This window comes from Streptomyces sp. NPDC047072 (genome assembly GCF_040643855.1).
Lineage (GTDB): Bacteria > Actinomycetota > Actinomycetes > Streptomycetales > Streptomycetaceae > Streptomyces.
In genome coordinates this window covers 36,997-55,931 of the sequence record NZ_JBEYVC010000059.1, presented here as the reverse complement: position 1 = coordinate 55,931, position 18,935 = coordinate 36,997, and the positions used below count along the sequence as shown (strand labels likewise).

General features: G+C 71.4%; 15 protein-coding genes and 1 pseudogene. 12 read left to right on the top strand and 4 right to left on the bottom strand.

The window, feature by feature from the left end; genetic code table 11:
- Positions 1-101 precede the first annotated feature (101 nt).
- The 8 genes and pseudogenes from ABZ896_RS24600 to ABZ896_RS24565 form a co-directional block, all read left to right on the top strand.
- Positions 102-908: pseudogene (locus ABZ896_RS24600) on the top strand (GMC family oxidoreductase N-terminal domain-containing protein); the annotation flags it as partial.
- 33 nt (positions 909-941) lie between these two features.
- Complete coding sequence (locus tag ABZ896_RS24595) at positions 942-1,613, top strand: GMC family oxidoreductase (protein ID WP_360932921.1); 672 nt, start codon at positions 942-944, stop codon at positions 1,611-1,613.
- A 31-nt stretch (positions 1,614-1,644) separates the two neighbouring features.
- Positions 1,645-2,955, top strand: coding sequence for an aminotransferase class III-fold pyridoxal phosphate-dependent enzyme (locus ABZ896_RS24590; protein ID WP_360932918.1), 1,311 nt, complete (start codon positions 1,645-1,647; stop codon positions 2,953-2,955).
- A 29-nt stretch (positions 2,956-2,984) separates the two neighbouring features.
- On the top strand, positions 2,985-3,932 hold the full coding sequence (locus ABZ896_RS24585; RefSeq protein WP_360932915.1) for a sulfotransferase: 948 nt from the start codon (positions 2,985-2,987) through the stop codon (positions 3,930-3,932).
- Positions 3,929-5,200, top strand: a complete 1,272-nt coding sequence (locus tag ABZ896_RS24580; protein WP_360932912.1) for an MFS transporter — start codon at positions 3,929-3,931, stop codon at positions 5,198-5,200. The genes ABZ896_RS24585 and ABZ896_RS24580 overlap by 4 nt, the downstream gene beginning before the upstream one ends.
- A gap of 38 nt (positions 5,201-5,238) precedes the next feature.
- A complete protein-coding gene (locus ABZ896_RS24575; RefSeq protein ID WP_360932909.1) occupies positions 5,239-6,603 on the top strand; it encodes a hypothetical protein in 1,365 nt (454 codons plus the stop codon).
- A 194-nt stretch (positions 6,604-6,797) separates the two neighbouring features.
- On the top strand, positions 6,798-8,543 hold the full coding sequence (locus tag ABZ896_RS24570; protein WP_360932906.1) for an esterase: 1,746 nt from the start codon (positions 6,798-6,800) through the stop codon (positions 8,541-8,543).
- A 254-nt stretch (positions 8,544-8,797) separates the two neighbouring features.
- The gene (locus ABZ896_RS24565; RefSeq protein ID WP_360932903.1) at positions 8,798-9,223 is read left to right on the top strand and encodes a hypothetical protein; all 426 of its coding nucleotides are present in this window, start codon (positions 8,798-8,800) and stop codon (positions 9,221-9,223) included.
- Positions 9,224-9,257: 34 nt separating this feature from the next.
- Here ABZ896_RS24565 and ABZ896_RS24560 read toward each other — a convergent pair whose 3' ends face one another.
- The 3 genes from ABZ896_RS24560 to ABZ896_RS24550 all read right to left on the bottom strand — a co-directional run bounded on the left by ABZ896_RS24560 (position 9,258) and on the right by ABZ896_RS24550 (position 11,150).
- Positions 9,258-9,437: a hypothetical protein gene (locus ABZ896_RS24560; protein WP_360932900.1), complete on the bottom strand. Its 180-nt coding sequence runs from the start codon at positions 9,435-9,437 to the stop codon at positions 9,258-9,260.
- Positions 9,438-9,519: 82 nt separating this feature from the next.
- On the bottom strand, positions 9,520-10,455 hold the full coding sequence (locus tag ABZ896_RS24555) for a pyridoxamine 5'-phosphate oxidase family protein (protein WP_360932897.1): 936 nt from the start codon (positions 10,453-10,455) through the stop codon (positions 9,520-9,522).
- A complete protein-coding gene (locus tag ABZ896_RS24550) occupies positions 10,452-11,150 on the bottom strand; it encodes a hemerythrin domain-containing protein (RefSeq protein WP_360932894.1) in 699 nt (232 codons plus the stop codon). The genes ABZ896_RS24555 and ABZ896_RS24550 overlap by 4 nt, the downstream gene beginning before the upstream one ends.
- Positions 11,151-11,307: 157 nt before the next feature.
- Here ABZ896_RS24550 and ABZ896_RS24545 point away from each other — a divergent pair, with 157 nt between their 5' ends.
- The 4 genes from ABZ896_RS24545 (at position 11,308) to ABZ896_RS24530 (ending at position 17,457) form a co-directional block, all read left to right on the top strand.
- On the top strand, positions 11,308-14,640 hold the full coding sequence (locus ABZ896_RS24545) for a BTAD domain-containing putative transcriptional regulator (protein WP_360932891.1): 3,333 nt from the start codon (positions 11,308-11,310) through the stop codon (positions 14,638-14,640).
- 237 nt (positions 14,641-14,877) lie between these two features.
- Positions 14,878-16,458: a metallophosphoesterase family protein gene (locus tag ABZ896_RS24540; RefSeq protein WP_360932888.1), complete on the top strand. Its 1,581-nt coding sequence runs from the start codon at positions 14,878-14,880 to the stop codon at positions 16,456-16,458.
- 102 nt (positions 16,459-16,560) lie between these two features.
- Positions 16,561-16,776: a DUF4177 domain-containing protein gene (locus ABZ896_RS24535; RefSeq protein ID WP_360932885.1), complete on the top strand. Its 216-nt coding sequence runs from the start codon at positions 16,561-16,563 to the stop codon at positions 16,774-16,776.
- 132 nt (positions 16,777-16,908) lie between these two features.
- Complete coding sequence (locus ABZ896_RS24530) at positions 16,909-17,457, top strand: N-acetyltransferase (protein ID WP_360932882.1); 549 nt, start codon at positions 16,909-16,911, stop codon at positions 17,455-17,457.
- Here the strand turns inward: ABZ896_RS24530 and ABZ896_RS24525 are convergent.
- Entirely contained in the window at positions 17,428-18,699 is a 1,272-nt protein-coding gene (locus ABZ896_RS24525) for an MFS transporter (RefSeq protein WP_360932879.1), read from the bottom strand. The genes ABZ896_RS24530 and ABZ896_RS24525 overlap by 30 nt on opposite strands.
- Between the last annotated feature and the right edge of the window lie 236 nt (positions 18,700-18,935).

Here is an 18,935-nt window from a genome sequence, read left to right as displayed (position 1 = left end):
TTAGAACCTGAAAGGTTGACACTCTGCAACCGGCCGTGTCCGGGGGCCGCCCGGAGATCTCGGCGAGCAGGCTGTAGTACTCGGCGGAAGGGAGCGGTGCGAGCGGCTCCGTGGCGGCGCAGGAGATGGCCTCCCGGGGCCTTCGTGTGCTCGTTCTGGAAGAGGGCAGGCAGCTGGCTCCCGGGGAATCGCTCCCGAACGTGGAGAGTGCTTGGGAGAGCGCGCTGGTACCGACGGCCGGCGGGGCGTTACGGCCGTTCGGCCGCCCCTGGAGTGCCTCGGCGGTCGGCGGAGGGATGGCGTTGTACGCCGGCATCTCCTTCCGCCTGCGGCAGGTCGATCTGGACGCCCGCGCGCATGTGGCCCCGGACGCGCTCGATCCCGCGTGGCCGATCGGTTACGAGGATCTGCGTCCGTACTACGACCGCGTCGAGCGATGTATCGGGGTGGCCAGGGCCCCCGGCGCGGACCCCCTGGAACCACCTGGCCCGACACCCGTGTTGCCCGCGCATCCCCTCAGCGGCCGGGGCCGGCTGCTCGCCGAGGGCGGCCACCGGATCGGTCTGCGACCGTTCCCGACCCCGCTGGCGATCAACTCGATACCGTACGCGGGCCGTCCGGCCTGTATCCGCTGCGGACCGTGCAACGAGCACGTCTGTCCCACCGGCGCCCGCGCCACCGCAGCTACCCCGCTGCTCGACGCGCCGATCCCGCCCGACGCGCTCACCGTGGCCCACGGCGCGAAGGCGCTGCGGATCGTCCTGCACGACCGGCACCGGCATCGCGCGGCCGGCGTCGAGTGGCTCGACCTACACACCCGTACCCGCCGCACGGCCCGCGTCCGGTGCGTCGTCCTGGCCGCCAACGCCGTACAGTCGTCGGCCCTTCTGCTGCGCTCGACCCAGCCCGGTGCCCCGCGCGGGCTCGGCAACAGCACCGGCATGGTGGGGCACGGCCTCTCCTTCAAGATCAGCGGCTATGCCGGCGGAACCGTGTCCGCCGACAGCCTCGCGGCCTCCGACGCGGCCGGGACCGTCGACGACGGCCCCTTTTCCACGGTGTCCTTCAGCGACCACTACCTGGACCCGGACGCCCCCTCCGGCCTCGGCGGACTGCTCTACGAGGCGAGTGAGCAGGACCGTGCCCCGCGCGACGGACGGATCCGGCTGCGGGTCCACTTCCTCGCCGCCGACCAGCCGATGCGCTCCAACGCCGTACGTCTGGCCCGCTCCCGCGGACCGCTGAACCTCCCGCGGATCATCATCGACTACACCACGCATCCACTGGACAAGCGCCGCCTGGGATATCTGTCGCGCCGCGCCTCGGAGTTGCTGGCCAAGGCGGGAGCCGACGACATCCGCTACGAGGACTCCCAGTACCAGTGGGGCAGCAGGCATCTGCACGGTGGCTGCCGGGCCGGTACGGATCCTTCCCAGTCGGTGGTCGATCCCGCGGGGCGGGTCCATGACCTCGACAACGTGTACGTCGTGGACGGCGGTTACTTCCCCTACGCAGGCGGGGTCAACCCCACCTTCACCATCCAGGCCAACGCCCTGCGCATCGCCGTCGGCATCGCCGCGACTCTCGGCGGGCCGGCCCCGTTCACCGGCTGAACCCCCCTCTCCCGGACCCGAAGGGACCTCCATGTCCACCACCACGCCGTTCTCCCAGGCAACCGACGCCGCCCACGCCGAACTCCTCGGGCGGGCGCGCCGGTTCACCGCCTCCCAGACCTGGGACCTCGACCACCGCTTCCCTCTGGTGCTGGACCGCGCCTCGGGCGCCGAGGTCTGGGACGCCGCCGGACGCCGGTACGTGGACTTCACCTCGTGCAGCGGGGCCGCCCCGCTCGGCGCGGGCCACCGGCCCGTCCTCGACCGGATCGGCGCCGAACTCGCCCGCAGCGGCGGCATCCTGCCCGGCCCCCTGTCCACGCTCCGCGTCGAACTCGCCGAGCGGCTCGCCGCACTCTTCCCAGTCGCCGAACGCTCCGTCTTCTTCCGGACGGGCTCCTGCGCGACCACCGCCGCCGTCCGGCTGGCCCGGGTGCACACCGGCGCCTCGACAGTCCTGACCAGCGGGTACCACGGATGGCACGACTGGCATCTGCAGGACCGTACGCCCATGGGCCCACCCGACCGCGATCCGCAGACCCACGACTTCCACTACGACCTCGGCCTGCTGGACGAACTCGCCGCGGCCCACGGGCCCGTGGCCGGGGTGATCGTCACACCTGAGGTCAACTTCTTCCCGCACGCGTACGCGCGAGCGCTGGAAGAGGCGACCCGCCGTCACGGAGCCTTGCTGATCATCGACGAGGTCATGACCGGCTTCCGGTACGCCACCGGCGGTTACCACACCGCCGCCGGACTCTCCCCGGACCTCATCACCCTCAGCAAGGGCCTCGCCAACGGCACCGCGCTGTCCGCCGTCTCCGGACGGGCCCAGGTGATGGCCGCCGTGGAAGACACCTACCTGGGCAACACCTACCAGCGTGAGATCACGCCCTTCGCCGCCGCGCTCGCCACGCTGGACGCGCTGGCCGACGGCACCGCTCTCGCGCGCGCCAGCGCCGTCGGCGACCGGCTGATCCACGGGCTCAACGAGGTCTTCGCCCGGCACTCCGTACCCGCCTGGGCCTTCGCCCACCCGACCATGTTCGACGTCGTCTTCGCCGACTCCGGCCTCGGTCACGCCTTCTTCCAGCAGATGTGGAGCCGCGGCTTCCTGATGCAGTACGGCGGCCGGTTCATGCCCTCCGCCGCCACTCGGGACGAGGACGTGGAGGCGGCGGTGGCCACGGCGGACAGCGCCCTGGCCGCCGCACTCGAGGAAACCGACACCTCGCACTGCGACGGCGACCTCCTCACGGCGGCGGTCCGGTTCGCCGGAGAACGGTTCGTGACCACGCCGGCCACGGTCGAGCGGTGGTTCGACGGCGCCGACCGACAGTGACTCCCCCGTCCACTTCCCCAGGGAGAACCATGATTCCCGTTCCGCATGCCTGGCCCCTCGGCTCCGAGCCCGTCCTGCTCGGCGGGGAGAACCGCTCCGGCACCACCCTGCTGAGCATCATGCTCGACTCCCACCCCGACCTCACGGTCGGCCCGGAGATCGACTTCCCCGAACCACCCGACCTCGGACCGCACATCCTGGAGGTCTGCGACCTGATGGACCGCGGCGACCCCCGCGTCGCCGGCACCACCAAGGAGACGATCGACCCCGACTGGTACGACGGCATGCACTTCACCGTGCAGTGCGAGCGCTCCGGCCTCACCCGCGACGAACTGCGCACCCTGGTCACCGGCCTGATGACCGCACGCGGCACCGACCTCTCCGCTCAGGACGACCGCTGCCGTCTCATCGAGGCCATCGGCGAATTGCGCCGGGTCCACACCGGTGCCCGGCGGTGGGGCCTCAAGCTCCAGCGGAAGATCCAGGACGTCGCGGCCTACGCCGAGATCTGGCCGCGCGCCCACTTCATCCACATCGTCCGCGACGGCCGGGACCTGGCCGCCTCGCACCTGAAGACGGTGCCCGACTGGGGTTACCGCTCCGTCACCGAGGCCGCGCACGGCTGGCTGGACGTCGTCACCCGCGCCCGGCAGGACGCACCCGGCAACCGCTACCTGGAGATCCGCTACGAGGACCTGGTCACCCGGCCGCGCGAGACGGCCGAGCGGATGCTGGACCATCTCGGACTGCCCTGGGACGAGGCGCTGCTGCGGCACGCGGAGCACGAGCACGCCCTGTTCAACAAGCCCTGGGGCCACCCGGCCGCCGAGGCCGCCGGCAAGCCCGTGTACACGGGCCGGAACGGCCGCTACCTGGAGGACCTCACGCCCGGGGAGATCAGGGAGTTCGAGCAGATCGCCGGCGGGGAACTCCAGCGTCTCGGTTACCCGCTCTCGGGCTCCGGAAGTGCCGTATGACGGACGCGGGCATCGAGCGGACGGCACCCCTCCGCCTCCCTCGTGGCTTCCATCTCCTGCTCACCGGTCAGACCGTCTCCCTCATCGGCTCGGCCGTCACCTTCCTGGCTCTGCCGCTCACGGCGATCGACCTCCTCGGTGCGGGCCCGTTCGAGACCGGCGTGCTGCTCGCCTGCGGGCGGGCCCCCTACCTGGTGTGCGGCCTGCCGGCCGGCGTCCTCGTCGACCGGCTGCCACACCGCGCGCTGCTGATGTCCGCGAACACGGTGATGGCCGCGGCCTTGGCGACCGTGCCGGTGGCGGCCGCATTCGGGCACACCAGCCTGTTCCACCTCTACATCACGGCGACCGTGGTGGGTACGGCGACGGTGGTCGCCGACGTGGCCTACCTCTCGTGCGTCCCGACCGTCGTCCCCTCAGGTCTCCTGGTCCGGGCACAGAGCAGACTGGAGCTGGGCCAGTCCCTGGCGGTCGCGCTGGGACCGCCCCTCGCCGGATGGCTGATCGGCGCGTTCTCCGCGCCGACGGCGATCCTCGCGGACTCCCTGTCCTTCGTGGTGGTGACCGCCCTGCTGCCGTACGTCGCGATGCGGCCCGCGCACCGCGAACCCGCCCCGGACACACCGCCGGGGCTCATTTCCCAGTCCGTCGAGGGTGCCCGGTTCCTGCTGCGTACGGCGCGGTTGCGCGCCGTCACGCTGGCCACCGCCACGCTCGTGTTCTGCTACAACGCCTACTCGGCGGTCCTCCTCCTCTACCTGACCGCACGGCTCGGCCTGTCCGCCGGGGCGACCGGCGCGGTCGTAGGCATCGGCGCTGTCGGCGGGATGGCCGGGGCACTGGCCGCCCGGCCGCTGGCCCGGCTGCTCGGGCTGGGACGCGTGCTGGTGGCCGCCCTGCTGCTGAGCAGCGTCGGCGCCGTCATCACCCCGTGGGTGACGGAGGCCGGGTGGACCGCGTCGATCTGCGTCGCACTGTCGCAGTTCCTGCTGTGGGCCGGACAGCAGATCTACAACGTCCATCAGGTCCCGATCCGCTACGCCCTCGCTCCGCCTGCCCTGCACGGCCGGGTCAACGCCAGTATCCGTACGGTCGTCTGGGGCCTGGCTCCGCTCGGCGCGCTGCTCGGCGGGGCCTGCGGAGCCTGGCTCGGCACGCGTACGGCCCTGCTGCTCAGCGGGTCCGCCATCGCGCTCGCCACGGTGTGGATCATGCGCTCGCCACTCCGGGCCGTACACACACCGCAGTTGGAGCCGCACACTTCCTGACCGGGCTCGTCGCCCCCTCACCCCTGGCTGGTCCCACCGTGAAGTTCATCGACATCCCCTCCCTCGGCATGCCCTCCGGCCGTCCGACCATCTGGCGGGCCACCGCCGCCGACGCCTGGGCACCCGACCCCCGACCCGCCTCCTACGCGCAGGAGACCCACCTGGAGTACACGCGCGCCTCGGCCGGCGCGGCGCCCCTCGTGCCGTCGTGGCTGGGCATCGCGTTCGATCTGCCGCCCGGCCTGGATCCGCGCGCCTTCGCCACCGCCCTCGCGGCCTGGACGAACCGCCATGAGAACCTGCGCAGCCGCCTCGTACCGCCCGGCATGCGGCGTGAGACCCTGCCCCCGGACACGGTGACCGTCCACGGCGAGGAACGCGTGACGGACCTCAACGGTCCGCAACTCGCGGCCGGCATTGAGGAGTTGTTCGACCGGGAAGCACAACCGCTCGGCTGGCCGGGATTCGTGTGCGTCACAGTGGACCGGGCAGCAGCCACCACCGTGTATCTGGGCGCCGACCACTCCCTCATGGACGGCTACTCCGTCTTCCTCGTCCCCCACGAGATCCGCACCCTCTATCTCGGCGGACCCGAACTCCCCACGGCCGCAAGCCATCTCGACTTCGCGGCGGCGGAACGGTGCACCGTCGACCTGCTCACGGCTGACGATCCGTCACTCAGCACCTGGCGCAAGTTCGTTGCCGCCACAGGCGGGGAACTGCCGGAATTCCCCACGCCGGTCAAGCACCTCGGCGCCTCCCCTCCGGCCCAGCCGAGCGGTCATCGACACCTGCTGGACGCCGCCGCCACCGGCGCGTTCGACCGGGCCTGCCGCAGTGCCGGTGGCGATGCCTTCGCCGGGCTGCTGGCCTGTCTCGCCAGGACGGGGTACGAGGCCACAGGAGAGCCGCAGTTCGACACCATGGCCCCCTTCCACACCCGCACTGCCCCCTACCGGTCCTCGCTCGGCTGGTACGTGGGCATGGCTCCGATCAGCTTCCCCCTGCACGACCCCCGCTCCTTCGCGTGCACCCTCCGCTCGGCGGTCTCGGGCCTGGACGGCGTCAGGGAGATGGCACGGGTGCCCGTAGGCCGGGTCACGGAGCTGCTCGGCGTGCCGCTGCGGGATCCGTTCATGGTCTCCTACATGGACCTGCGGCGTACGCCCGGCGCGGACGAGTGGGTCGCCAACCGCACGGTCAGCCTGCGCGGCCGCAGCAACGACCCCGACGAGGTCTACTTCTGGTTCCTGCGCACCCACGAAGGACTGACCGTGAGCTGGCGCCACCCTGCGACTGAGGCCGGCCACACGGCGGTGGGCCGATACGTGGAGCGAGCCCGGCAACTGCTGGAGGAGGTCGCGGACGCGGGACACTGGCAGACAGCGCCAGTCGCCGCCTGACCGATCCAGGCGCTTCACCGATGAAGTCCCGGACGGCCCGCCGAGGAGACGCCGTCGACCCTGGTGTGCCGGCGCGATCCGCGGAGTCTTCTAACACAATTATCATCCATATTGTCAACAATCTTGTCCCCCTTCCGACAGGCTGGGTCTCGAATGAGCCGACCACGTCACCCGCTGCACAAGGAGGACTCAAGGTGGACATCAACCGCAGGACGGTTGTCCGGGGTGCCGCTGCCATCGCCACGTTCGGAATCGCCGAGGGCACGGCGAGCGCGGCCTTCGCCGGCACCTCGTCGCCGAACACCTCGATGAGCACTTCCTCGGCGTACTCGCTGGAGTTCGATCCCACCGCCTGGTCGTACGACGCGACCAACGACGTGTACTACCAGCTCGGGAAGGTGTACGTGGCGAACCCGGCCGCGACCGACTACGAGAACTTGTCGATCTACGTGCCGGGCGCTTATCTGACGGCCACCGCGAACAGCGACGGGACCACGCACACCGCGACCGTGAACCCGAAGGGCACCGTCGGCGAGTACTCGGGCCGCACGGCGCCGATCGTGATCCCGGTCAACACCCCCGGCTACTCCGCGCAGTCACCGGCCACGTCCTACAGCTACAGCAGCGTGTCGAAGTACCTGGAGGCCGGACACATCTACGTGTGGCCGGGTCTGCGCGGCCGCAACACCTCGACCAGCACCCGGTCCGACGCGGCGCCCTGGGGCGTGACCGACCTCAAGGCCGCGGTCCGCTTCCTGCGCTACAACCGCAGTGTGCTGCCCGGCAGTACGGACGACATCGTGCTGTTCGGCATGAGCGGCGGCGGCGCCCAGGACACCGTGGTGGGCGCCTCCGGTGACAGCCCCCTGTACGAGCCCTACCTGCGCACGATCGGCGCGGCGATGGAGGACGCCAAGGGCCGGCCCCTCAGCGACGCGGTCGCCGGTGTCATGGCCTGGTGCCCGATCACCAGCCTGCACGAGGCCAACCTGTCCTACGAGTGGAACATGGGCCAGTTCGCCTCGACCGGCACACGCGCGTCCGGCACCTGGACCAGCGCCTACTCGAAGGACCTCGCGAAGGCCTGGCCCACGTACGTCAACCGGCTGGGGCTGCGCGACGAGCACGGCAGGCGCCTGAAGCTGACCGAGTCCGACAGCGGCACCTACCTGGCCGGCAGTTACTACGACTACCTGATCGAGGTGATCACCACCTCGCTGAACAACTTCCTTTCCGACACCACCTTCCCGTACACCGTCACCACGCAGGGCGGCCCGCCCGGATCGGGCCAGACGGGAACCTCCACCACATACGACACGGTCGACGACTACATCGCCTACCTCAACACCGACAGCACCTGGGTCACCTACGACGCCACCACCAACACCGCCACGGTGTCCGGCCTCGGGGGCTTCGTCACCAGCCAGAAGACCGCGAGCAAGCCGGTCGGCGCCTTCGACGGCTACTCCCGCGGACAGACCGAGAACGGCGTCTTCGCCATGGGCCTCGACGCCCCGGCACACTTCGCGCCGCTCACCCGTGACGTCGTCAAGGCGAACGAAGCGAGGTACGCCACGTACTCCGACTGGAACTCCGACTACGGGTCCGCGGCGTACGACAGCGACTTCGCCAAGAAGGACAGCGTCGGCAAGGACATGGCCTGGCGGACCGACGCGTACAACCCCCTGTACTTCCTCTCGCCCGCCTTCGGCGGCTACCGCCGGTCCCAGGTGGCACGCCATTGGCGCATCCGCACCGGCATCATGCAGGGCGACACCGGCAACACGACCGAGATCAACCTCCTGCTGGCGCTGCAGAACTACGGCATCCGCGATGTCGATTTCGCCACCGTGTGGGCCCAGGGCCACACCCAGGCCGAGCGCACCGGCGACTCGACGACGAACTTCATCAGCTGGGTGGAGTCCATCACCAAGAAGTAACCACCGCCCGTCCGGCCCTGCCGCCCGAGGAGCCACAACTCCCCTCGGTGCCTGCCAGTGCCATGCCAAACAGGTGGACACCGTACGGCAGTTGGGCCTTGCGGACCTCGGCGAACCGTGAGCGCGCTTCATCGCCCACCGGTGACGTGCGAGGCGACTGAGTGACAAGGGACCGGTGACGCTGTGCCAATGTCACCGGCTCCGGGGCCTGCGAGGCTCACCTCCGAGGTCAAACGGAGGAGGAGCACATGAGGATGCCCCAGCGACTCGTGACCGGAGTCGCGGCCCTGGTACTCGTCGGAGGCGTGACGGTCGTCGCCGCGGCCCCGGCCGAGGCGGCGGTGCGGTCGGCCGCGACCGGGTGCCAGTTCCGGACCGGCACGACGAGTGAGGTGAGCACCAACACGCACGGCCTTCCCGACATCACCGGCGGCTCGACCTTCACCAAGCCGTCCACGTCCACGACCACCTGCCACGACTTCAACCTGTGGTCGGGCAAGATCGGCGCCACTTACGAGGGCTGGCTGCGCTACAGCAACGGGAGTTGGGGCGCGTGCACCGCCGGGTACGTCAAGTACTCCGGCGGCTCGATCGTCCTGTGCTCGGACGTGCTGGCCGGCACCGTCGAGGCCGTGACCTCGAGCGCCGGTGTCGGCCAGAGCATCGAGATCGAGGACTGACCCGGTACGGCAGGCGAGGGGGCGGCGGGCGGATTCAGCGCCTGCCGCGCCCTCGTACCGACCATCCCGAGCCGATGCCCGCGAGGTGCAGGGCCAGGGCGGTCAGGCCGAGCAGCATCACGTTGACCGAGCTGAACGCGTCGTTCGTGGAGATCTCGGCCGCGTTGATCAGAAAGGCGATGAAGAACAGCACTGCGGAGATGATGGCCAGCAAGGTGACCGTCCTTTCGGCCGGGGGGCTCGTCGCCCGCGTGCTGTCCGAATGCCCCCGAACCCCCGCACCATGTACTGCCCGGTCAGGCCCGGCCTCGTCCACGGGTCGGCGCGGCGAGCGCGCGGAACTCGTCCCACTGCACCTCGGGCCGCCGGAGCCCGCGGCGTTCCAGATACCGGTCGGTGGCGCGCTGGGTGCGGCGCAGCAGTCGTACCGCGTCGGTCAGCCGTCCGGAGCCCATCGGCTCAACCACTCTGTCGGGCACCAGCACCAGGCCCGTCGGGGACTGTGTCAGCGTGCCCCGCACGAGCGTGTTCTTCATGTGGTTGAGGCGTTCGTCGTGCTCGTGCACGAGCAGGGACGCCGGGCCCGGTGTCGCGGCGCAGTCGGCCGGCACCCGCACCGCGAAGCCGCCGTCGCCGGGCACGGGCCGGACTCGTGCCAGCACGGGGGCTCCGGACGCGTCGAGGGCCGCGAGTACGGCGGTGGGATAGCGGGCCAGTTCGACGGCTCCCGGCAGCGCGCCAGCGCCTTGAGGAGCCGAGGTCGCCCCCGGGACGGGAAGCGCGGCCGCGGAGCGCACGATCACCTGTTCCGCCGTGACCGTGATGTGCAGCCGCAGGTAGTACCAGTCCATCAGGCGCCGCATGGGCCGCGCGAGGTAGCCCCGGCTGTGCGGCTGGCGTTCGAAGAGCATCCGCCAGTAGTCCTCGGCTTCTTGAGGACCCGTCAGGATGTCGTCGGGGCACACGGCCCGTCCGCCGACGAAGATGTGCGGGGCGTCGACGAGACCGCTTCCAGTGGGGTCGGAGAAGAGCAGGGCCACCCGTCCGTCCCGGCGCACGTTCAGGGCCTTCTGCGCGAACGCGAGGGACGTGGTGACCAGCAGCGTCCCGTCGGCCCGGCGCGACACCGCCGTCGGCCAGGCGAGCGGGGTGCCGTCGGGGCCGAGGGTGACGAACTCGCAGGTGCGGTAGGCGTCGAGGATCTCGTGCGGAGCGGTGTCGAGGACGGTCATCGGCCGGCCTCCCCGTCCAGCGGGCCTCGCAGGGCGCGGCAGGAAGCGGCGTACTGCCGTCGCCCCACCGCCTTCCACACCAGCCGCCCGAGCAGGGGGACCTTGCCGAGGAAGTAGGCCCGTTCGTCCTCGGTCGCGTCTTCGAGGATGGCGCCGAGCGCGAGCATGACCTTGTTCTTCGGCAGGGTCTCCAGCCCACGGCGTCCCACGAGATCCCACTCGGCGACGCTCAGGTGCTCGGCGACCAGCGGCAGGACCAGCCGTTCCTCGTCGTCGAGGTGCTCCTCCAGCGCGGCCCGGTGCTCGTCCAGGGCCGACGCGAGTTCCTGTGCCGCCACGCTGTCGGCGGACCGGCCCCAGGTCGGCGCCCATTCGGCGACCGCCGCCAGGCTCCGGTCGATGTGCTCGTGCTGCTTCTCCATCCGGACGACCAGGTCCTCGGCGTCCGCCCGGGCCCGCAGCAGCGGCCAGATCAGCTCGTCCTCGAGGGTGTGGTGATGGTGCAGGCCCATCACGTAGTCGTCCAGGTACGCCGACACCTGTGCCGCGCGCGCCGTCGCACCGTCGGGCACGGCACGCACCAGGCGTGGGAGCAGCGCCGACTCGCGGCGGAAGACGCGGTGGACCACGAACATCTCGTGGGTGTGCGGCCGCCCGTCGGCGGACGACTCGGGCGGTGTACTGCTGGGGGTCACGCGGGGTTGCTCCCGTACTCGGATCGGACATCGGGCAATGGACGCCACCGTGGCGTACGCGACTTGGCGCTCACTTGGCGCCCCGCTCGGCGCTCCGGCCGGGCCGTTTATCGTCCGTTGAGAAGATCCGCGAGCCGCTGGGGTAGATTCCCACCGCGTGCTGCGCATTCGAGTCCTGGGCCCCCTGGAGGCCGACGTCAGGGGCGGAACGGTCGCGCTGGGAACCCCGCGGCAGCGGGCCCTCCTCGCGCTGCTGACCGCTGCCCGCAACCAGACGGTGTCCGTGGACCGCCTCACACACGAGCTGTGGCGCGGTTCCCCGCCCGCCAAGGCGACCGCCTCCCTGCACGCCTACGTCTCGAATCTGCGCCGTCTGCTCGAACCGCGGCGGCCTCCCCGCACCCCCGCCTCCGTCCTGGTCACCACTCCTCCGGGCTACACCCTGCGCCTGTCCCCGGACGCGGTGGACGCCTGGCGTTTCGAGGACCGGGTGACCCGCGCGCGGACCGCTCCGGCCGGGCAGGCGAGGGAGTTGCTCGGTGAGGCGTTGCGGTGGTGGCGCGGACCCGCTTTCCAGGAGTACGCGGACGAGACCTGGGCGGAGCCCGAAGTCGCCCGCCTGAACACCTTGTTCACCGAGGCGCGGGAACTCGCGGTCGCCGCCGATCTGCGCACCGGGCACCTCGCCGAAGCGGCCGCGACGGCCGAAGTCCTGGTACGGGAGGGCCCGTTGCGCGAGGAGGGCTGGCGTCTCCTCGCGCTCGCGCACTGGGCCGCCGGGCGGCAGAGTGACGCCCTGGCCAAGCTGCGGCGGGCCACGTCCGTCCTGCGCGACGAACTCGGCTGCGATCCCTCACCGGGGCTGACGGAACTGCAACACGCGGTCCTCACCCAGCGGTTGGAGGTGCTGCACACCTTCGCACCGCCGCCGCGCCAGGAGTCGACCGCCCGACTCGGCGGCGGGCAGGGCCTGTTCGTCGGCCGGAAGGACGAACTGCGCTCCCTGTCCGAAGCCGCCCGGGCGGCCCGCCGCGGCGGGGGCCTGGCGCTGGTCACCGGGGAGGCCGGTGCGGGCAAGTCCGCCCTCCTCGCCCAACTCGCCGACCGGCTGCGGCGCGAGGGCTGGACCGTGGTGCTCGGGCGGTGCCCGGAACACGAGGGAGCGCCACCGGCCTGGGCGTGGACGGAGGCACTCGGCGCACTCGCCCGTGACGTCCCACCGGCGCGTCCCCGGCAGTTGGCGGCTCTTCTCCACGACTCCGACAGCGCGGCGGCCGCGACCCGCGACGAGGCGACCGCCGGGCGTTTCCGCCTGCACCGGGCCCTGGCCGACTGGCTGCGCGAGGCCGCCGGCCGGCAGCCGACAGCCGTCCTCCTCGAAGACCTGCACCGTGCCGACGGCCAGACCCTCGCCCTGCTCGAAGCGGCGGCCGAGGTCACCGGCGTACCGCTGCTCATAGGCGCCTCCTACCGTCCGGCGGAGGTGGGAGAGAACCTGGTCAAGGCACTCGCCCACCTCGCTCCCCTGGTACCGCACCGGACAGCCCTGGCGGGCCTGTCGGCCGGGGATGTCGCCACGGTGGTCGGCGCCGTCTGCGGGACCCCCGTGGACGACGCGACCGTCGCCGCTCTCGCCGAGCGCACCGGAGGCAACCCCTTCTACGTCTGGGAGAGCGCCCGTCTGCTGGCCGGCGAGGGCGCCCTGGTCGCCGTGTCGGACGTGCCGCAAGGAGTACGGGACGTGCTGCGCAGGCGACTCGCGCTGCTGCCGCCGGAAGCCCTCGCGGCCGTCCAACTCGTGGCCGTGGCAGGGCTGGAGGCCGACCTCGCGCTCCTGGTGGGCGCCGCCGACCTGGACGAGGACGCCGTGCTCGCGGGTCTCGACGCCGCCGTCGCCGCCGATCTGCTCGGCGAACCCGGCCCCGGACGCGTCCGGTTCGTGCACGCGCTGGTCCGCGACACCGTGTACACCGACCTGTCGGGTATCCGCCGGGCCCGCCTGCACGACCGCATTGCCCGCCAGCTGCGGAGCCACCGCCCCGACGACTTCGCCGCTCTGGCCCATCACTTCGCCCACTCGGGCCGGACCGCGAACGCCGAACCGGCCGTGGACTACGCCCTGCGCGCCGCCGAGACCGCCGAGCGGCGCTACGCCCACGACGTCGCCGTCGACCTCATCCGGCAGGCGCTGGACACCCACACCGCGGCGACGCCCGACGACGCCCTCGACCCGGACCGCACCGTCGGACTGCTGGTGCGGCTGCTGGGGGCCCAGATGCGCTCGGGCGCCACGGACGCCGCCCGGCACACCCGGCAACGCGCGATCGACCTCGCCGTCCGCGCGGGCCGGGACGACCTGGCCGCCTCGGTGCACGGGGCATGGACCGAACCCTCGCCCTGGCGCAGCCGCCTGGAGGGCTTCTACGACCGGACGGCCCTGACCCGCCTGGAACGCCTCGCCCATGACCGCACACTCGACGGTCCGACCCGCGCCCGGGTGCTCCAGGCCCTGGTCGACGCGGTGGCCGCCGAGGACGCGCCGCGCGCCCGGGAGGCGGCCCGCACCCAACTCGAACTCGCACGCGCCGACGGCGATCCACGACTGCTGGCCTCCGCGTTGATGACGTCCGCCAAGCTGCTGCCGCACGAGACGCACGGTGAGGCCCGCACGCCGTTCGTCGAGGAGCTGCGGGAACTGGCCCTGCGCCACGACCTCCCCGCCTACCGCTGGGTGTGCGAGCACCTCGACACCATGACCGCCGCCGGCCGCAACGATCCCGCAGCGGTACGCCAGCACACCGCGGAGGGGCTGCAACTGGCCCATCGTTACCGGATGTTGTGGGCGCAGGGCATCAACCTCACCACCTCGGCCATGCTCGCCGCGATCACGGGAGAGTTCGCCGAGGCGGAGACCGGCTACGCGCAGGCGGACGATCTGTTCCAGCGCGTGGGGACGCACCACGCCACGGGACCCCGAACACTGGGCCTGTGGACGATCCGGCTCACGCAGGGCCGTGCGGCGGAGATCGAGCCGGAGACGCGTGACCTGTACGCGGCCGTCGGCACCCCGGTCGCCGTGGCGCACGCCCTGGTCCTGGCCCGCCTGGGCCGACCGGACGACGCACGGGCCGTACCCCTCACCTCGCGGCCGTTGGCCGACCATCTCCACGGCGTGGAACTCGACTACCGCTCGCAGCTGGCGGTCCTCCTCGGCGACACCGACAGCGCCGCCGCCCTGATCACGGACGTCCTCCCGCTCCGCGAACAGTTCGCCGGTGCCGCGGGCGCGGCCTACGCGACCCGCCCCCTCGCCCACGCCCTGGCGGACCTGTACCGGCTCGTCGGCGAGGAACAGGCGGCGGCCGACGCCTACGCACTGGCCGAACACGTCGCACTGACCTGGGGTTCCGCTCACCATGCGGCGGCCGCCAGGCGGGCGGCCGGGCAGGAGTCGGCGCACTCGGCGCGCCGGCGGACATGCGCGAGGTGACGGCCGCCGGGCTCGTGAGGGTGGTGGGGTGCCTCGCCGTCGCGGTGCGTCTGCCGGTGCGTTTGCCGCCGCGTCAACGGCAGGGCAGACGGGGGCAAAGGCACGGACAAGGATCCCCGCCGACGCCGTAGACCCGTGTCCGGATGGCCAATTGGCCATGCGGTGTTCACCCCGAGTCCGCGAGAAGGGGCCAGGGTGCCGACGTGGACAGCCGAACGGCTCGTCGGGGAGGGCACCATGGCCACACAGACAGATACACCGGACACCACCTCCGAGGGCGTCAGTCGCCGTCATGCGCTGGGCCTCCTGGGCGCCGGTGCGGCGGTCACTCCCCTGCTGGGCGCGGGCACGGCGCAGGCCGCGCCCGCCCTGCACCTGACCGCGGACGCCTCCGGCGCGCCGCCCGTCCAGGGGCTGCATCTGACCTTCGGGGCGGATCCGCGGACCCAGATGACCGTCTCGTGGATCACCGACCGGCCGGTGAACAGACCCATGGTGCGCTACGGCGTCCCCGAGCACGGTCTCGGCTCCACCGCCGACGCACGGACCGTCACCTACGTCGACGGCACCTCCCAGCGGACCGTGTACGTCCACCATGCCGCGCTGGACCGGCTCTCCCCCGGCACCGACTACCTCTACCTCGCCACCCACGAGGGGGCCACGGCCGACAGCGGGACGTTCCGCACCGCACCTCGGGGACGCCGGCCGTTCACCTTCACCAGTTTCGGCGACCAGTCCGCCCCGCAGGTGACCTGGGCCGCGAACGGCACGGTCGCGCTCGACGCGAACTCCACCCCCGCCACCAAGGACATCGTCACCGGCATCGAGCAGGTCGCTCCCCTGTTCCACCTCCTCAACGGCGACCTGTGCTACGCCAATCTCGACGTCGACCGGGTGCGCACCTGGAACAACTTCTTCACCAACAACACCCGTTCGGCGCGCTTTAGGCCCTGGATGCCGGCCGCAGGCAACCACGAGATCGAGAAGGCGAACGGCCCGCTCGGACTCGGCGCCTACCAGGCCTACTTCGCCCTCCCCTCCACCGAGACCGACGCCGAACTCGCGGGCCTGTGGTACGCGTTCACCGTCGGATCGGTCCGGGTGATCGTGCTCCAGAACGACGACAACTGCCTCCAGGACGGCGGTGACGTCTACATCAGCGGTTACTCCGGCGGGCGCCAACTCGCCTTCCTGGAGCGGGAGCTGAAGAAGGCGCGCGCCTCCCGCGAGATCGACTGGGTCGTCGTCGCCATGCACCAGGTCATGATCAGCTCCTCCGACGCGAACGGCGCCGACCTCGGCCTGCGCCAGAAGTACGGTCCCCTCTTCGACCGGTACGGGGTGGACCTGGTGCTCTGCGGCCACGAGCACAACTACGAGCGCTCCCTCGCCGTGCGCGGTGTCGTCACCGGCAGCGAGACACTGACTCCACACCCGGTCTCGCAGGCCACCGACGCGATCGACACCCAGCTCGGCACCGTGCACATGATCCTCGGCGGCGGGGGCGTGTCGGGGACGACGAACCAGAACTTCTTCAAGGACGGGAGCGCCAAGGTGATCACCGCGGTGTCCGCGTCCCCCGGGGCCAACGGCAAGCGGACGCCCACGTACACGAAGGAGGAGGCGGTCTGGATGGGCGTCCGGGACACCGAACACCCCTACGGCTTCGCCGCGTTCACCGTCGATCCCGGGCGGCATCCCGGGGACACCACCCGGCTGCACGTCACCTACTACAACGTGAACAAGCCGCACGGGGAGCTGTCGGTCTTCGAGACGTTCACGCTGCACCGGCGGCGGTCCGACGCGGACGGCGGGTAGGCCGGTAGGCGGTTAGGCCCTCCCCCTGGCCGGCCGGGAAAGAACGTGCGCCATGATGGGCCGGCCCGGGCAGATCCCCACCTCACCAAGGATGTTGCAGCCATGAGCCACGGTTACGCCTACGAGTACAAGGTCGTCACCTTCCGCGAGTCCCTCATCGGGGACGCGCTCGACAGCGACAAGCTGGAGAAGGTCCTCAACAAGCACGCCGAGGACGGCTGGGGCCTCAAGGCGATCACCTCCGCCGACGTCAAGGGCCGCATCGGTCCGGGCGCCGTGGAGGGCCTGCTCCTCACCTTCGAACGGCCCCGCGCCTAGGGTCGATCGGCGGGAGATCGAGGCGCCCGTGTCCGTCATCGGCGGCGGGCGCCTAGCCAGGTCGGGGGCCGGCACCCCCGAGGGCTGCAAAACCGTGTGCGGGCGAGTGGGGCTGGTCCTTACCCTCCGGTCATGGATCTTCGCGAAGAACTTCCGAGCGACAGAGCGGCCGTGCGGGACATCCACGTGCGGGCGTTCGGTGACCACGGCCTTGTCGTGGCCGACCTGGTCGACACCCTGCGGGACACGATCACACCGGAGTCCGGTCTCTCACTGGTCGCCGAGCTCGACGGGCAGATCGTCGGGCACGTCATGTTCACGCGCAGTCTGCTCGATGCCCCTCGGCGACTGGTCAAGGTGCAGGTGCTCAGCCCGTTGGCGGTCATGCCCGAGCATCACAAGCGAGGTATCGGCTCGGCCCTGGTCCGACACGGGCTCAAGGCCCTCGCCGAGCGGGCCGTCCCCCTGGTCTTCCTGGAGGGCGATCCGGGCTACTACTCCCGCTTCGGCTTCGCGCCCGGTGACAGCCAGGGCTTCCGAAAGCCGTCCCTGCGCGTTCCGGATGCCGCCTTCCAGGCCCTCAGGCTCCCGCGGTACGAGTCCTGGATGACGGGGACACTGGTCTACTCGGAGCCGTTCTGGCGGCACGACTCAGTCGGCCTCCGAGACCCCGACGCGTAGTGCCCCACGCACCGGAACCGGCCCCCGCTTCACCCGGGCGACGGTCGTGACGTACAGGAGCAGGCCCGCGGTGGTGAGGGCGAAGCCGGCCCAGACGGTGGACAGAGTCCCCCACTCCGCGTCGAGGGCGATCGCGCCGCCGATCGCGCCGAGGCAGTTGGCCAGGTTGAGGGCGGCCAGGTTGAGCGTGCCCATCAGGGTCGGAGCGTCCGGTGCGAAGGCGGTCAGCCGGACCTGGATTGTGGGGATGGCGAACATCATGGTCGCGCCGACGCCGAACAGACAGGGCAGCAGAACCACCAGGCTGTCGCCCGCCACACCGATCAGCGCCAGGAACCCCAGGACACCGCCGTAGCCCAGGAGGAGCCCCCGGTTCTCGTACCGGTCGGCGATCCGACCGCCGACGTGGTTGCCGACCGCCATACCGAGGCCGAAGACGGTGAGCGCGACCGGGATGAGCGAGGCGTCGCGCAGCGCCGCGTCGGTGACGAACGGGCCGATGAACGTGTAGACGGCGAAGATGCTGGAGATCCCGAGCGCCGCGACGGTGACCATCAGCCAGACGCCCCGCCGCCTCAGGACGCCCAGCTCGCCGGTGAGGGAGCTGCCGCGCAGGTCGTCGGTGCGCGGCAGCCAGGCCAGGAGGGCGGCTCCGGCGAGCAGTCCTACGGCGACCACGGTGCCGTACAGGGCACGCCAGCCGGCATGTTGGCCGATGAAGGTGCCGAGCGGCGACCCGGCGATGGTGGCGACGGTGAGTCCTCCCATCACGGTGGCGAACGCCTTGCCGCCCTTGCCGGGCCCGTACACGTACGCGGCGACGACGGCCCCGGCGCCGAAGAACGCGCCCTGCACGCTCCCCGCGACGAACCGGAAGACGACGAACAGGGTGATGTCCGGCGCGAGGGCGGAGAGCCCGTTGCCGACCACGAACAGCCCGATCAGGCCGAGCAGGAGAGTGCGCCGATTGACCCGGGCGGCGAGCAGGGTGATCGCCGGGGAACCGACCATCACCCCGAGGGCGTACGCGGTGATCGCGTAGGTCGCGACCGGGACGGACACGTCCAGATCGGCCGCGAACAGTTGGATGACGCCGTTGCTGCCGAACTCGCCGGCGCCGATCGCGAAGGTGCCCAACGCCAGCGCGAACAAGGTCAGTCGGGGATTCCTGATGGGCGACGTCGCGAAGGTGTGCCGCTTCTCCTCGGCCACGCACTGGCTGTCGTATGCGCGCTGATGCATCGTCTACATCCTTGGCTGGAGGGTTGGTTGGACGGCATACGGATCGGCGCCGAACGCACATCGGGGCGCGCGGCTTCCCGGAGGCCGTGGTGGGGGTAGAAGCACCGAAGAGGCGCCCCCGCCCACCAGTTCGCGTCTCCGAGCAGGCGCATCGTGGCGGGCACGATCGTCTCCGCGAAGGCGATGTCCGCCGCGACCCGCTCGCGAATGTCACGGTCGACCGTGGTGACGCCGCC